The 13,646-nt window shown below is 74.1% G+C and carries 12 protein-coding genes; 10 read left to right on the forward strand and 2 right to left on the reverse strand.

Annotation, left to right across the window (positions count from 1 at the left end; translation table 11 throughout):
• Positions 1–2 precede the first annotated feature (2 nt).
• From Q2K16_RS04320 to Q2K16_RS04355, 8 genes are all read left to right on the forward strand, one after another.
• The gene (locus Q2K16_RS04320; RefSeq protein WP_302743654.1) at positions 3–1,568 is read left to right on the forward strand and encodes an amidohydrolase; all 1,566 of its coding nucleotides are present in this window, start codon (positions 3–5) and stop codon (positions 1,566–1,568) included.
• Positions 1,565–3,127, forward strand: coding sequence for a lysine 5,6-aminomutase subunit alpha (gene kamD, locus Q2K16_RS04325; protein WP_302743656.1), 1,563 nt, complete (start codon positions 1,565–1,567; stop codon positions 3,125–3,127). The genes Q2K16_RS04320 and kamD overlap by 4 nt, the downstream gene beginning before the upstream one ends.
• Entirely contained in the window at positions 3,124–3,876 is a 753-nt protein-coding gene (kamE, locus tag Q2K16_RS04330; protein ID WP_302743658.1) for a lysine 5,6-aminomutase subunit beta, read from the forward strand. The genes kamD and kamE overlap by 4 nt, the downstream gene beginning before the upstream one ends.
• Positions 3,873–4,265 (forward strand): 3-aminobutyryl-CoA ammonia lyase, encoded by a 393-nt coding sequence (gene kal / locus Q2K16_RS04335; protein WP_302743660.1) that lies wholly within the window; start codon positions 3,873–3,875, stop codon positions 4,263–4,265. The genes kamE and kal overlap by 4 nt, the downstream gene beginning before the upstream one ends.
• Complete coding sequence (locus tag Q2K16_RS04340; RefSeq protein WP_302743661.1) at positions 4,262–5,608, forward strand: glutamate mutase L; 1,347 nt, start codon at positions 4,262–4,264, stop codon at positions 5,606–5,608. Before kal ends, Q2K16_RS04340 begins: the two co-directional genes overlap by 4 nt.
• A 563-nt stretch (positions 5,609–6,171) precedes the next feature.
• A complete protein-coding gene (gene lnt / locus Q2K16_RS04345; RefSeq protein ID WP_489671848.1) occupies positions 6,172–7,767 on the forward strand; it encodes an apolipoprotein N-acyltransferase in 1,596 nt (531 codons plus the stop codon).
• 22 nt (positions 7,768–7,789) lie between these two features.
• Positions 7,790–8,563 carry a polyprenol monophosphomannose synthase gene (locus tag Q2K16_RS04350; protein ID WP_302743662.1) on the forward strand — a complete coding sequence of 258 codons (774 nt, stop codon included), beginning with the start codon at positions 7,790–7,792 and terminating at the stop codon, positions 8,561–8,563.
• A 98-nt stretch (positions 8,564–8,661) separates the two neighbouring features.
• A complete protein-coding gene (locus tag Q2K16_RS04355) occupies positions 8,662–9,189 on the forward strand; it encodes an FxsA family protein (protein ID WP_302743664.1) in 528 nt (175 codons plus the stop codon).
• Positions 9,190–9,243: 54 nt separating this feature from the next.
• Here Q2K16_RS04355 and Q2K16_RS04360 read toward each other — a convergent pair whose 3' ends face one another.
• Positions 9,244–9,585 carry an RNA polymerase-binding protein RbpA gene (locus tag Q2K16_RS04360; protein WP_007070998.1) on the reverse strand — a complete coding sequence of 114 codons (342 nt, stop codon included), beginning with the start codon at positions 9,583–9,585 and terminating at the stop codon, positions 9,244–9,246.
• A gap of 241 nt (positions 9,586–9,826) precedes the next feature.
• On the opposite strand from Q2K16_RS04360, the gene Q2K16_RS04365 reads away from it, so the two are divergent.
• Positions 9,827–11,908 carry a molybdopterin-containing oxidoreductase family protein gene (locus Q2K16_RS04365; RefSeq protein ID WP_302743672.1) on the forward strand — a complete coding sequence of 694 codons (2,082 nt, stop codon included), beginning with the start codon at positions 9,827–9,829 and terminating at the stop codon, positions 11,906–11,908.
• Here Q2K16_RS04365 and Q2K16_RS04370 read toward each other — a convergent pair.
• Positions 11,886–13,016 (reverse strand): hypothetical protein, encoded by a 1,131-nt coding sequence (locus tag Q2K16_RS04370; protein ID WP_302743674.1) that lies wholly within the window; start codon positions 13,014–13,016, stop codon positions 11,886–11,888. The genes Q2K16_RS04365 and Q2K16_RS04370 overlap by 23 nt on opposite strands.
• Before the next feature lie 118 nt (positions 13,017–13,134).
• On the opposite strand from Q2K16_RS04370, the gene Q2K16_RS04375 reads away from it, so the two are divergent.
• Complete coding sequence (locus tag Q2K16_RS04375; protein ID WP_302743675.1) at positions 13,135–13,644, forward strand: NUDIX hydrolase; 510 nt, start codon at positions 13,135–13,137, stop codon at positions 13,642–13,644.
• Positions 13,645–13,646: the final 2 nt, after the last annotated feature.

Consider the following 13,646-nt stretch of genomic DNA (forward strand, 5'->3'; position numbering starts at 1 on the left):
CCATGACGAACCCCTCGACGTTGTACCGCGGTGGAGTGCTGCACTGTCCGGCGGAGCCGAGCGCGACGGCGCTGTTGGTGCGGGACGGGCGGATCGCCTGGTTGGGTGCGGACGCGGACGCGCCGGTCGCCGACCGGGTGGTGGATCTGGGTGGGGCGCTGGTGACGCCGGCGTTCGTGGACGCGCACGTGCACGCGACGGACACCGGGTTGGTGTTGTCGGGTCTGGATCTGTCGTCGGTGCGGTCGGCGGCCGGGTTGCTGGACGCGGTGGCGGCGTTCGCGGCGGGTCTGCCGTCGGACGCGGTGGTGTTGGGGCACGGCTGGGACGAGTCGGGTTGGGTTGATGCGGCGTTGCCGGACGCGGCGCGGTTGGACCGGGCGGCGGGTGGCCGGCGGGTGTATCTGTCGCAGGCGTCGATCCATTCGGCGTTGGTGTCGCGGGCGTTGCTGGCGGCGTGTCCGCAGGTGGCGGGTTTGCCGGGTTTCGACGCGTCGGGGTGGTTGCGGCTGGACGCGCACCATGTGGTGCGGGCGGCGGCGCGGGCCGGGGTGACGCGGGGGCAGCGGGTGGCGGCGCAGCGGGTGGCGTTGGCGCGGGCGGCGTCGTTGGGGATCGCGGCGGTGCACGAGTGTGGTGGTCCGGAGATCTCCGACGAGGAGGATTTCACGGGGCTGTTGGGTCTTTCGGGTGCGGGGTTGCCGGAGGTGTACGGGTACTGGGGTGAGTTGTCGGGGGCGGCGCGGGCGCGGGAGTTGGGGGCGGTGGGGGCGGGTGGTGACCTGTTCGCGGACGGGGCGTTGGGGTCGCGGACGGCGCACCTGTCGGGGCCGTACCGCGACGGTGAGGGGTGTGGGCACGGTTATCTGAGCGCGGATCAGGTGCGTGACCATCTGGTGGACTGTGCGGCGCACGGGGTGCAGGGCGGGTTCCATGCGATCGGTGACGCGGCGATCGGGACGGTGTTGGCGGGGTTCGCGGCGGCGGCTGCGGTGTTGGGTACGGACCGGGTGCGGGCGGCCCGGCACCGGGTGGAGCATGCGGAGATCATGAGCAAGGCGTTGATCGCCGGGTTCGTGGAGTTCGGGATCGTCGCGTCGATGCAGCCGGCGTTCGACCGGTTGTGGGGTGGTGCGGGTCGGATGTACGAGTCGCGGTTGGGGTTGGCCCGGTCGTTGGAGTCGAATCCGATGGGGGCGATGCACGGGGTGGGTGTGGCGTTGGCGTTCGGGTCGGATTCGCCGGTGACGCCGCTTGATCCGTGGGGGGCGGTGCGGGCGGCGGCGGCGCATCACAGTGCGGCGCAGCGGATGAGTGTGCGGGCGGCGTTCGCGGCGCACACCCGGGGTGGGTGGCGGGCGGTGCATCTGGACAACGAGGGTGTGATCGCCAAGGGGGCGCCGGCGACGTTCGCGGTGTGGGAGGCCCCGGCGGGGGTGGAGCGGGGGTTGCCGGTGGTGCAGTCCGACGATCCGGAGTTGCGGGGGCCGGCGGATCCGACGCCGTTGCCGGTGTGTCGGGCGACGGTGCTGCGTGGTGAGGTCATCTATGAGGAAGGCGTGTCGTGACGGGGAAGCTTGGCCTGGATCCGGTGTTGGTGGCGCGGGCGCGGGAGTTGGCGCGGCGGGCCGGGCAGCCGGTGGTGGAGTTGGCGCGTGGTCACACCACGGTGTCGGTGGAGCGGGCGGTGTTGCGGCTGGCGGGGGTGACCGGTGCGGACCCGGACGGTATTCCGTGGGTGAACCGGCTGGTGGACGCGGTGGTGGCGGAGGTGGGGTTGGGGCACGGGGTGGCGGTGCCGGTGTTCGACGCGTTGGCGCGGGAGCAGGTCGGTGATGTGACGCTGCTGGCGCAGAAGGCCGCCGCCGGGTCGGTGCGGTTCGCGCAGCCCACAGGTAGGGCTGCCACGGCGGCCCGGCGGGCGGCCCGCAAGGCGGTTGCTGCGGGTGTGCGGCAGATCGACAGGCGGCGGGCCGAGCGGGAGCGTCTCGTCAAGCGGTACGGGGACCCGAAGCAGCGGCCGTGGATCTATCTGATCGTGGCGACCGGGGACATCTACGAGGACATTCCGCAGGCGCAGGCGGCGGCGCGGGCGGGTGCGGACGTGATCGCGGTGATCCGGTCGACGGGGCAGTCGTTGTTGGACTATGTGCCGGAGGGGGCGACCCGGGAGGGTTTCGCGGGCACGTACGCGACGCAGGAGAATTTCCGGTTGATGCGGGCGGCGTTGGACTCCTCGTCGCGGGAGTTGGGCCGGTACGTGCGGTTGACGAATTACGCGTCGGGGCTGTGTATGCCGGAGATGGCGACGTTGGCGGGCCTGGAGCGGTTGGACATGATGCTCAACGATTCGATGTACGGGATCCTGTTCCGGGACATCAATCCGATCCGGACGTTCGTGGACCAGCGGTTCTCGCGGCAGGTGCACGCGCGGGCGGGGATCATCATCAACACCGGTGAGGACAACTACCTGACCACGGCTGACGCGGTGGACGAGGCGCACACGGTGACGGTGTCGCAGTTGCTCAACGAGTTCTTCGCGCACGAGGCGGGGTTGGCGGACGGGCAGTTGGGGCTGGGGCACGCGTTCGAGATCAACCCTGATCTGCCGGAGTCGTTCCGGCTGGAGTTGGCGCACGCGTTGTTGGCGCGGGAGTTGTTTCCGGATGCGCCGTTGAAGTGGATGCCGCCGACGAAGCACATGACGGGTGACGTGTTCCGGGGGAATCTGCTGGACGGGTTCTTCAATCTGGTGGGGGCGATGACGGGGCAGGGGATCCTGCTGGTGGGGATGATGACCGAGGCGGTGGTGACGCCGTGGTTGTCGGACCGGGACATCGCGTTGCAGAACGTGCGGTACGTGTTGGGTGCGGCGGGGGGGCTGCACGAGGATTTCGTGCCGGCGTCGGGTGGCTTCATCCAGCAGCGGGCGCACCGGGTGTTGGGTGAGGCGGTGGATCTGTTGGAGCGGATCGGGGACCAGTCGTTGTTGACGGCGATCGCCGAGGGCACGTTCGGGATCATGAAGCGGCCCGCGGACCGCGGGAAGGGCCTGGACGGGGTGGCGCGGCACGAGGCGGACTACTACAACCCGGCCACGGAGATCCTGGAGCAGCAGTCCTCATGAGCGAGAAGACGATCGTGCGGCCGTACGGGGACACCACGGGTGACGGCATGGTGCAGGTGTCGTTCACGTTGCCGGTGCCGCACGACAAGCGGGCCGAGGGTGCGGCGGTGCAGTTGGCGAACAGGATGGGCATCGATCCGGCGATGCTGGTGCACGCGAAGCCGATGAGTGACGGGTTCACGTTCTTCGTGGTGTACGGGCGGGTGAACCATCTGGTGGACCTGTCGGCGGTGCAGGTGGTGGAGCGGGACTATCCGCTGCTGTCGGCCAAGGAGGTCAACGCGGTGGTGAAGCGGCGGTTGCGGCGCAAGCTGTCGGTGGTGGGGGCGTGTATCGGCACGGACGCGCACACGGTGGGCATCGACGCGATCCTCAACGTGAAGGGCATCGCCGGGGAGAAGGGCCTGGAGTACTACCGGGAGTTGAAGGTGTCGAACCTGGGCGCGCAGGTGAGTGTGCCGGAGTTGGTGGAGGCGGCCCGGCGGGAGCGGGCGGATGCGGTGCTGGTGTCGCAGGTGGTGACGCAGCGGGATGCGCATCTGCACAACACGCGGGAGATGTCGGCGGCGTTCCGGGAGGCGATGCCGGCGGGGAAGCGGCCGTTGCTGATCGTGGGTGGGCCGCGGTTCGACGAGACGATGACGGCGGAGCTGGGGGTGGACCGGATTTTCAGTCGGGGTACCACGCCGGGTGAGGTGGCGTCGTATCTGGTGCACGCGTTGGTGACGAGCAGGGAGGCGCGGGGATGAGTGGTGCACGGGTGGGGTTGACGGTGACGCATCGGCGGTACGTGCCGTATGCGCATGCCCACTATGCGGGGAACCTGGTGGACGGGGCGTACGTGTTGGGGTTGTTCGGGGACGTGGCGACGGAGGTGTGTATCCGTACCGATGGTGACGAGGGGTTGTTCGCGTCGTACTCGGACGTGCAGTTCGTGTCGTCGGTGCGGGCGGGTGACGTGGTGGAGGTGACGGCGACGGTGGTGCGGGTGGGTACCCGCAGCCGGGGGATCGACTTCGTGGCGCGGGTGGTGTGCCGGGGGCGGCCGGAGCGGGGCGGGTCGGCGGCGGAGGTGTTGGTGGAGCCGGTGGTGGCGGTGACGGCGACGGGCACCGTGGTCGTTGCGGCGGCGGCGTGAGGCTGGCGGTCTGCGCCGACGTCGGGTCGACCTGGACGAAGGCGGCGGTGGTGGATCTGGATGCGGGCCGGTTGGTGGGGGCGGCGTCGGCGCCCACGTCGGTCGGCACGGATGTGCTGCACGGGTTGGACGCGGCGGTGGGTGCGGCGGTCGACGGGGCCGGCGCGGGGCCGGCGGGGGTGCTGCCGTGGTATGTGTGTTCGTCGGCGGGTGGCGGGTTGCGGCTGGCGGTGGTGGGTTACGAGCCGTTGGTGACCGCGCAGGCGGGTCGGCGGGTGGGGTTGTCGGCGGGCGCGAACGTGGTGCACGTGGCGGCGGGTCGGTTGGGGGCGGCGGAGGTGGCGGCGGTGCGGGCGGCCCGGCCGGACGTGGTGTTGCTGGTGGGTGGCACCGACGGTGGGGACGTCGACACGGTGACGCACAACGCGACCCGGTTGGCGCGGGCCCGGTGGCGGGTGCCGGTGGTGGTGGCCGGCAACGTCGAGGTGCGGGACGGGCTGCGGGGGGTGTTGGCGGCGGCGGGGGTGCCGGTGACGGTGGCGGACAACGTGCTGCCCCGGATCGGGGTGTTGGCGCCGGCGTCGGCGCGGGCGGCGATCCGGGAGGTGTTCCTGCGGCACGTCATCGGTGGTAAGCGGTTGTCGCGGGGGGCCCGGTTCGGCCGGTTGGTGCGGGCGGCGACCCCGGATGCGGTGTTGACGGGGGTGGAGGTCCTCGCCGACGTGGTGGGTGGTGACCTGGTGGTGGTGGACGTGGGTGGGGCGACCACCGACGTGTATTCGGTGTTGACGCCTGACGAGCGGGCTGACGGGCCGGGTCGGGAGGTGGCGGGGACGTTGTGGCGGGCCCGCACGGTGGAGGGTGACCTGGGGATGCGGTGGAGCGCGCCGGGGGTGGTGCGGGCGGCGGTGGAGGAGCGGCTGCTCGATGCGGCGGGGCAGGAGGCGTTGGGGGTGGCGGCGGCGGTGCGGGCGGCCGATCCGGGGTTCCTGCCGGTCGACGGTCGGGACCGGGCGGTGGAGGGGCGGATCGCGGCGTTGGCGGCGACGGTGGCGTTGCGTCGGCATGCCCGGGGTGCGGCGACGGGGGAGCGGGCGGGGCGGGATCTGCGGGACGTGCGGCTGCTGGTGGGTTCCGGTGGTGTGCTGCGTCACGCTGACGCGGGGGCGGCGGTGGGGGTGTTGACGCAGGTGTTGACCGATCATGCCGGGGGGTGGCCGTTGCCGCGGGCGGCGCGGCCGGTGGTGGACGTGGATTACGTGCTGGCCGCCGGTGGGTTGCTCGCCGGGGAGCATCCGGGGGCGGCGGGGTCGTTGCTGCGGCGGCATCTGGGTGGGGATTGAGACGCGCCGACGCGACACGCCGGTGCGGTGGGTGCGACTGGCCGGGGTGGGTTGACAGCGGCGGGGGTGTAGGCCGTACCGTCTTTGAGTCCTACTACGGGAAGCGGCTGTTGTTCGCTTCGTCCCTTCGTCCGCTGGCCGAGCGACATTGTTGGTGCATCGCGTCGCGGCGGCCAGGTCCAGCGGGCGGGGGTCGGCGGGGCGGCGCGAACCGGCCGCGGTTACCGGTGTACGGGCAGGGTGAGGGGCACGGCCAGTAGACAACGGCCAGGCGGGGGCAGCCAGTCCACCGTCGGGTCGGTCCGAAGGTCGGCGTCGCTCGTTCTCGCCCCACCGGCCGGGAAGGGCCTGGGAGCATCGGGGCGCGGCTTAGGCCGCGCCCCGATTTCGTGTCCGCCCGCTACGACCGGTTCCCGGATCGGCTGCCGCCCGGGTGGGGCGGGGGTGACCTCGGCCGGTTCGGGGCGGGGCCGGCGGGGAGGTTGAGGTCGCCGAGGCTCGGTGGCGTCGGGGTCGCGGGGTGGGGCGGGTAGCCTTCGGCCCGTGATCGTGGTGAGGTGCCGGTGACGACGCTCGACCGGGATGAGACGCGTACCCCGACCGTGGTGCGGCCGGTCCGGTCGCCGTTGCCGCTGCGGGTGGCGGTGCCGGTGGCGGTGGCCGCCGGGCTGGCGTTGCTGGCGGCGTTCCCCCCGTACGGCTGGTGGCCGTTGGCGGCGGTCGGGGTGGCCGGGTTGGCGGCGGCGACGCACCGGCGGCGGCTGCGGGCGGGCGCCGGGTTGGGTTTCCTGACCGGGGTGGCGTTGTTCGCGCCGCTGCTGGCGTGGACGAACCTGCACACCGGGCTGCTGCCGTGGGTGCTGCTGTCGTTGTTGCAGGCCGGCTATCTGGCGGTGCTGGGGGCGGCGACGGCGTGGGTGTCGCCGGTGGTGGACCGGTGGCGGTGGGCGTGGCCGCCGGTGACCGGGGTGTTGTGGGTGGGGCAGGAGGCGCTGCGGGACCGTACCCCGTTCGGTGGGTTCCCGTGGGGGCGGCTGGCGTTCAGTCAGGACGCGTCGCCGCTGCTGGGCTGGGCGTGGTTGGGGGGTGCGCCGCTGGTCACCGGGGTGGTGGCGGTGGCTGGCGGGTTGCTGCTGGTGGCGGTGTGGCGGCGGTGGCCGGGGGTGCGGTGGCAGCCGGTGGCCGGGCTGGCGGCGGGCGTGGTGCTGCTGGTGGCGGTGGGGTGGCTGGTGCCGTCGGGGGCCGACGCGGGGGGCCGCACGGTGCGGGTGGCGATCGTGCAGGGCAACGTGCCCCGGTTGGGTCTGGACTTCAACGCCCAGCGGCAGGCGGTGCTGAACAATCACGTCGACGCGACGTTGCAGTTGGCGGAGCGCGTCGGTTCGGGTGCCGAGCGGCGTCCCGACCTGGTGGTGTGGCCGGAGAACTCCTCGGACATCGACCCGTTGCGCAACGCCGCCGCCGGGGCGCGAATCTCCCGGGCCGCCGACGCGGTCGGCGCGCCGATCCTGGTCGGTGCGGTGCTCGCCGGCCCGGGTGACGGGGAGGTCCGCAACGCGGGCATCCTGTGGCGGCCGGGCAGCGGCCCGGATCTGGGCCAGGTGTACACGAAGCGGCATCCGGTGCCGTTCGCCGAGTACGTGCCGATGCGGTCGCTGGCGCGTGCGGTGTCCACGCAGGTCGACCGGGTGCGGGCCGATTTCGTGCCGGGGTCGACGCCGGGGGTGGTCGACGCGGGTGCGGTGGTGCTGGGGGACGTGATCTGTTTCGAGGTGGCCTACGACGCTCTGGTGCGCGACACCGTCGACGGTGGGGCGCAGTTGCTGGTGGTGCAGACGAACAACGCCACATTCGACGTGGCGGAGGCCCGGCAGCAGTTGGCGATGGTGCGGTTGCGGGCGGTGGAGCACGGGCGTGCGGCGTTGATGGCCTCGACGGTGGGGGTGTCCGGGTTCGTCGCCCCCGACGGGCGGGTAAGCGACGCCACCGGGTTCAACACCCGGGCGGTGGTGGTGCGGGACGTGCCGCTCGCCGACGGGCGTACCCCGGCCACCCGGGCCGGACGGTGGCCGGAGGTGGTCCTGACCGGGTTGGCGGTCGCCGCCCTGGTCGTCGCGGGGGCGGTGCGGCGTCGCCGGGAGGTCACCGCCGCCGGGTGAGCCGGCAGGAACGGGGGAGACGGTGGGCGAGGCAGCCGGGGGACAGCCGGGGGTGGGCCGGGTGCTGGTGGTGATCCCCACCTACAACGAGGCCGACAACGTCGCCGACGTGGTGGCGCGGGTGCGTCGGGCCGCCCCGGCGGTGGACGTGCTGGTCGCCGACGACAACAGCCCCGACGGCACGGGGACGCTGGCGGAGGCGATGGCCGGCACCGACGCTCAGGTGCACGTGCTGCACCGGCCCGGCAAGCAGGGGTTGGGGGCGGCGTACCTGGCCGGGTTCGGGTGGGCGCGGCAGCACGGCTACGACGCGGTGGTGGAGATGGACGCCGACGGGTCGCACGCACCGGAGGACCTGCCGGCGTTGTTGGCGGCGGCCCGGGACGCGGACGTGGTGATCGGGTCGCGGTGGGTGGGTGGGGCGCGGGTGGTGAACTGGCCGTGGCGGCGGCTGCTGCTGTCGCGGTGCGGGAACCTGTACGCGCGGATGGCGTTGGGGATGCCGGTGTCGGATGCGACAGGCGGGTTCCGGGTGTACCGGTTGTCGGCGTTGCGGGCGATGCGGCTGGAGTCGGTGTGTTCGCAGGGGTACTCGTTCCAGGTGGAGCTGTCACGGTTGGCGCACCGGGCGGGGGTGCGGATCGTGGAGGTGCCGATCACGTTCGTGGAGCGGGAGCGGGGGGCCAGCAAGATGAGCCCGCTGATCGTGGCCGAGGCGTTGTGGCGGATCACCACCTGGGGGTTGCGGGACCGGCGGCCGAGGCGGTGGCGTCGTGGTCACGACCGGTGGCCGTGAGTGGGGGCGTGGCATGCTGGAGGGGCGGCCCTGTCGCCCCGCGGGCATTGTCCGGCCGGTGGCGGTGAGCGGGTGCCGCGCGACGCGGATGAGGTGAGATGCGCCGATACCTGAGGTTCGTGCCACCGGCTTTGCTGCTGGCGGTGGTGGCGGAGTTGGCCGTGTTCGTCGGGGTGGGCCGGGCCGTCGGGTTCGGTGCGGCGGTGCTGCTGGTGTTCGCCGCGTCCCTGCTGGGGCTGGTGTTGCTGCGCCGGGAGGGGATGCGCGCGTGGCGGGGGTTCCGCACGTCGGTGGAGTCCCGGCAGCCGCCGGGCCGGCAGGTGACCGACGGGCTGGTCGGGTTGGCCGGTGCGTTGCTGCTGGCGATCCCCGGCCTGCTCAGTGGGCTGGTGGGGGTGTTGTTGCTGGTGCCGCCGGTGCGCCGGTTGGCGCGGGCCGGGGTGCAGCGGGCCACCGAGCGGCGGGTGTCGTCGATGGTCGCCGGTGACCTGTTCGGTCCGCGTACGGTGCGGGTGCGGCGGGGGGAACCGGCCGCGCCGCCGGCCGAGGACGACGTGGTGGCCCCGCAGGTGGTCGACGAGGGGCGGGCCATCGAGGGGGAGATCGTGGAACCCCGCCGGCCCTGAACCCTGGACACGACGACGCCCCCGGGAGGTCCCGGGGGCGTCGTCGTTGTCGGGTCAGGCGCGGCCGCGGCGGGTGCGGACCTCCTGGAGCCGTTCGGCGAGGATGTCCTCCAGCTCGGCGATGGACCGCCGCTCCAGCAGCATGTCCCAGTGGGTACGCGGCGGCTTGGCCTTCTTCTGCTCCGGTTCGGTGCCGTCGACGAGCCGGGCGACGCTGCCGTCGAACTTGCATTCCCAGGTGGTGGGGACCTCGGCGTCGACGGCGAACGGCACCTCGAACTGGTGACCCTTGGCGCAGAGGTACTCGCGGGTCTGGCGCGGCGCGAGCTCCGTGTTGCGGTCGGATTCGTAGCTGACCGCGCCCAGACGGCTACCGCGCAGCATGCGCTCGCCCATGTTCGACTTCCCCTCGCTCGTGGTGCTGGTCTTCCGGTGTAACGGCCGGTCACCGCCGGGGCATTCCCGCCCCGGCGGGTGGGACGACCCCCGCAAGGGTAGCCGGCCACCACACCGACCCGGCGGGTTCGCCCCGGCCGGGGCGACATCGGTGTGTGCACCGCGATGGTAGCCGCCGCCGGCCGCCGGGGCAGCGGTGACGGGCCGTGCCGGGGCGGCCGGTGACGATAGCATCCGCGGCATGGCCACCACCGTGCATCCCGGCGCGTGCCCCCTGGACTGCCCCGACACCTGCGTCTGGCAGCTCACCGTCACCGACGGGCGGCCGGTGGCGCTGCGCGGCGACCCGGAGCATCCGTTCACCCGGGGCGCGTTGTGCGGCAAGGTGAACCGTTACCTCGACGCGGTCACCGGGCCCGACCGGCTGACCACCCCGCTGGTGCGGGTCGGCCCGAAGGGTGTCGGACCGGTGTCGTACCGGCCGGCCGGGTGGGACGAGGCGGTCCGCCGGGTCGCCGACGGTCTGCGCGCCAGCATCGACGTGCACGGCCCGGAGTCGGTCCTGCCCTACTACTTCGCCGGCACGATGGGGCTGGTGCAGGGCTGGTCGATGGGTCCGCGGCTGTTCGCGCACCTGGGGGCGTCGCGGCTGCGGACCACCATCTGCACGGCCGCGTCCCGGGCCGCCCTCGGGTCGGTCTACGGCGGGTCCGTCGGTTTCGAACCGGAGGCGGTGGTCGAGGCGAAACTGGTCGTCCTGTGGGGGGCGAACCTGCTCTCCACCAACCTGCACCACTGGCCGTTCGTGCGGCAGGCCCAGCAGCGGGGCGCCCACGTCGTCACCATCGACCCGCTGCGCACCGACACCGCCGCCCGCAGCGACACGCACGTCGCGCCGCTGCCCGGCACCGACGCCGCGCTGGCCCTGGGGGTGATGCGGCACGTCCGGGACCTCGGCGCGGTCGACAGGCAGTGGGTGGCCGCGCACACCGTCGGTTGGGACCGGTTGCAGGCCCGCCTCGACGAGTGGCCGGTGACCCGCGCCGCCGCCGAGTGCGGTCTCGACGTCGACGTGGTGCGGGACCTGGGTGAGCGGATCGCCACCACCCGCCCCACCGCCATCCGGATCGGGTTGGGTCTGCAACGGCACGCCGGGGCCGGGCAGGCGGTCCGGGCCATCGCGGCGATCCCCCTGCTCACCGGCGACTTCCGGTATCCCGGTGGTGGGGCGTTGGCCACCACCAGCGGGCACCACCGCATCGACGCCGACCGGGTGGCCCGGCCCGCCGGGATGCCCGCCCCGCCGGCCCGGTCGATCAACATGAGCCGGCTCGCCGCCGCGCTCACCGACGAGGCCGACCCCCCGGTCACCGCGCTGGTGGTCTTCGACACCAACCCGGTCGCGACCGTCCCCGACCAGAACCGGCTGCGGCGCGGCCTGACCCGCGCCGACCTGTTCACGGTGGTGCTGGAGCAACGCTGGACCGACACCTGCGACTTCGCCGACGTGGTGCTGCCGGCCACCATGCAACCGGAACACCTCGACCTGCACACCTCCTACGGCCACCACTACGCCACCCTGAACCGGCCGGTGCTCGACCCGCCGGGGCAGGCGCTGCCCAACACGGAGATCTTCCGGCGGATCGCCGCGGCCCTCGGGTTGGACCATCCCCGGCTGCGCGACAGCGACGAGGACCTGGCACGGCAACTCCTCGACGGCACCGGCGTCGACTACGACGGGTTGACCCGCCGGACGTACGTGCGGGCCACCGGCGTCGCCGTCGGTTCCGCCCCGTACGCCGAGGGTGGGTTTCCCAGCCACGACGGGCGGGCCCGGTTCCACGATCCGCGGCTGACCGGGCAGGGCGTCGACCCGCTCGTCGGGTACACCCCGCCGGTGGAGGTGGCCGACGCCGCGCTGGCCCGCCGGTTCCCCCTGGCGTTGATCTCCCCGGCGGGCCGGTTCTTCCTCAACTCGACGTTCGCGTCGCTGCCGTGGCACCGCAGCCGCACCGGGCCGCCCCGCATCCACCTGCACCCGGTCGACGCCGCCGCCCGCGGCCTGGCCGACGGTGACCCGGCGCGGGTGCACAACGACCGGGGGGAGTTCCTGGCCACCGTCGCCGTGGACGACGCCACCCGCCCCGGGTTGGCGTTCACCTACAAGGCGTACTGGGCGCGGTTGAGTCCCGGCGGCAGCACCGTCAACGCGGTCACCGGGGTCCGCGACACCGACCTCGGTGGCGGGCCGACGTTCCACGACACCCGGGTCGAGGTGCAGGCCGCCCGGCCGACGCGGCTCAGCCCGACGACTGACCGCTGAGCCGCGCCAACGCGGTGGCCAGGTCGCTGACCTGGTCGGCGAGTTGACCGGCGCGGCGTTGGGCGGCGGCGGCGTCGGCCAGCGCCCGGTCCAGGTCGGCCAGTCGGTCCCGGTCGGCGGCCGACGCCCGGTGCGCCCGCTGCACCTCGGTGCGGGCCTGCGCCAGCTCGGCGGTCAGGGCGTCCGCCCGGGCCAGCGCGGCGGCGAGTCCCTCCCCGGCGCGGGCGGTCCGCGCGGCGGCCTCCTCCCGGGCGGCGTCGGCGTCGGCGCGGGCCGCCTGCGCCGCGGCCTCGGCCTGCCGGGCCTGGTCGGCGGCGGCGGTGGCGTCGGCGTGGGCCGCCGTCGCGGCGGCGTGCGCCTGCCGGGTCTCCTGGCGGGCGGCGGTGGCGTCGGCGACGGCCCGCTGCGCGTCGGTGGCGTGCCGGGCGGCGTCGGCGCGGGCGGCGTCCCGGTCGACGGTCAGGTCGGCGGCGAGCTGCCGGGCGGTGTCCCGTTCGGCGCGCAGGGCCCGCAGCTCGTGGCGGGCGGCGTCGCGGTCCCGTTCGGCCTGCACCCGCAGCGCCTGGGCGGCGGCGGCGTCCCGGCGGGCCGTGTCGGCGGCGGTGAGCGCCTGTTCGGCCTGCTCCCGGGCGGCGTCGGCGCGGGCGTCGGCCTGCTCCGCACGGTGGCGGGCCGCGTCGGCTGAGGCGAGCGCGGCCCGGGTCTCCTGCCGGGCGCGGGCGGTGTCGGCGGCAGCCGACTCGGCGGCCTCGCGGGCCTCGTCGCGGGCGGTGTGCGCGGCGGCGATCTCGGCGGCGGCGTCGGCGCGGGCCTGGGCGAGTTGCCGCTGCACCCCGGCCGGGGACAGCTCGGCGTGCAACGCCTCGGTGAGGGTCTGCACCACCTGGTCGAGCCGGTCGACGACCTCCCAGGCGCGGGCCACCTGACCGGGCAGGCCGGGGGCGTTGCGGTGGCGCATCCGCGAGTTGCGCGACGCCCGCTGGCAGGCGCCGTCGTTGTCCCGGCAGTACCGGAACGGGCGTCCCGCACCGGCACGTTGCGGCACGTCACGGCCGCAGTGCGCGCAGGGACGCAGGTCGGTGGCGGGGGTGGTGGGCTGCGGGTCCATCGACGGGGAAGTCTAGAGGCTGCCCGGGACACCCCGGCGCGCCCCCGCCGTCGTGCGTGCCGCCACCCCGGGCGGGTCCGACGCCACCGGGTCGGTGCGGGACCGTTACCGTGGGCCGGTGGCCGTCTCCCCGTACATCGTCAGGTTGCGTGCCCACGTCGGACACGACCTGCTGCTGCTGCCCGGGGTGACCGGGGTGGTCCGCGACGACGCCGGCCGGGTGCTGCTGGCCCGCCGCGGCGACAACGGCCGCTGGTCGCTGCCGGCCGGCGTGGTCGACCCGGGGGAACAGCCCGCCGACGCGGTGGTGCGGGAGGTGTGGGAGGAGACCGGGGTACGGGTCGTCGTCGACCGGATCGCGGGGGTCGCCACCCACCCGGTGGTCTACCCCAACGGCGACGCCTGCGAATACCTCAACGTCTGGTTCCGGTGCCGGCCGGTCGGCGGGCGGCCCCGCGCCGACGGCGACGAGTCCACCGAGGTCGGCTGGTTCGCCCCCGACGCGCTGCCGGAGTTGGACGAGTGGGCGCGGCTGCGGCTGGACACCGCCGCCGCCCCCGACGACACCCCCTGGTACGCGCGCCCCGGGGAGCGGCATCCCGCCCTGTGCCGGCCCGACGCGTTGTGACC

Source organism: Micromonospora cynarisoli (assembly GCF_030518815.1).
GTDB classification, from domain to species: Bacteria; Actinomycetota; Actinomycetes; order Mycobacteriales; family Micromonosporaceae; genus Micromonospora; species Micromonospora wenchangensis.

Excerpts from the sequence above, each read along its gene's own strand:
- Q2K16_RS04370 (WP_302743674.1), bottom strand. The coding sequence starts at position 13,016 with ATGGACCCGCAGCCCACCACCCCCGCCACCGACCTGCGTCCCTGCGCG.
- Q2K16_RS04365 (WP_302743672.1), top strand. The coding sequence starts at position 9,827 with ATGGCCACCACCGTGCATCCCGGCGCGTGCCCCCTGGACTGCCCCGAC.
- Q2K16_RS04360 (WP_007070998.1), bottom strand. The coding sequence starts at position 9,585 with ATGGGCGAGCGCATGCTGCGCGGTAGCCGTCTGGGCGCGGTCAGCTAC.
- kal (WP_302743660.1), top strand. The coding sequence starts at position 3,873 with ATGAGTGGTGCACGGGTGGGGTTGACGGTGACGCATCGGCGGTACGTG.
- Q2K16_RS04355 (WP_302743664.1), top strand. The coding sequence starts at position 8,662 with ATGCGCCGATACCTGAGGTTCGTGCCACCGGCTTTGCTGCTGGCGGTG.
- Q2K16_RS04320 (WP_302743654.1), top strand. The coding sequence starts at position 3 with ATGACGAACCCCTCGACGTTGTACCGCGGTGGAGTGCTGCACTGTCCG.
- kamE (WP_302743658.1), top strand. The coding sequence starts at position 3,124 with ATGAGCGAGAAGACGATCGTGCGGCCGTACGGGGACACCACGGGTGAC.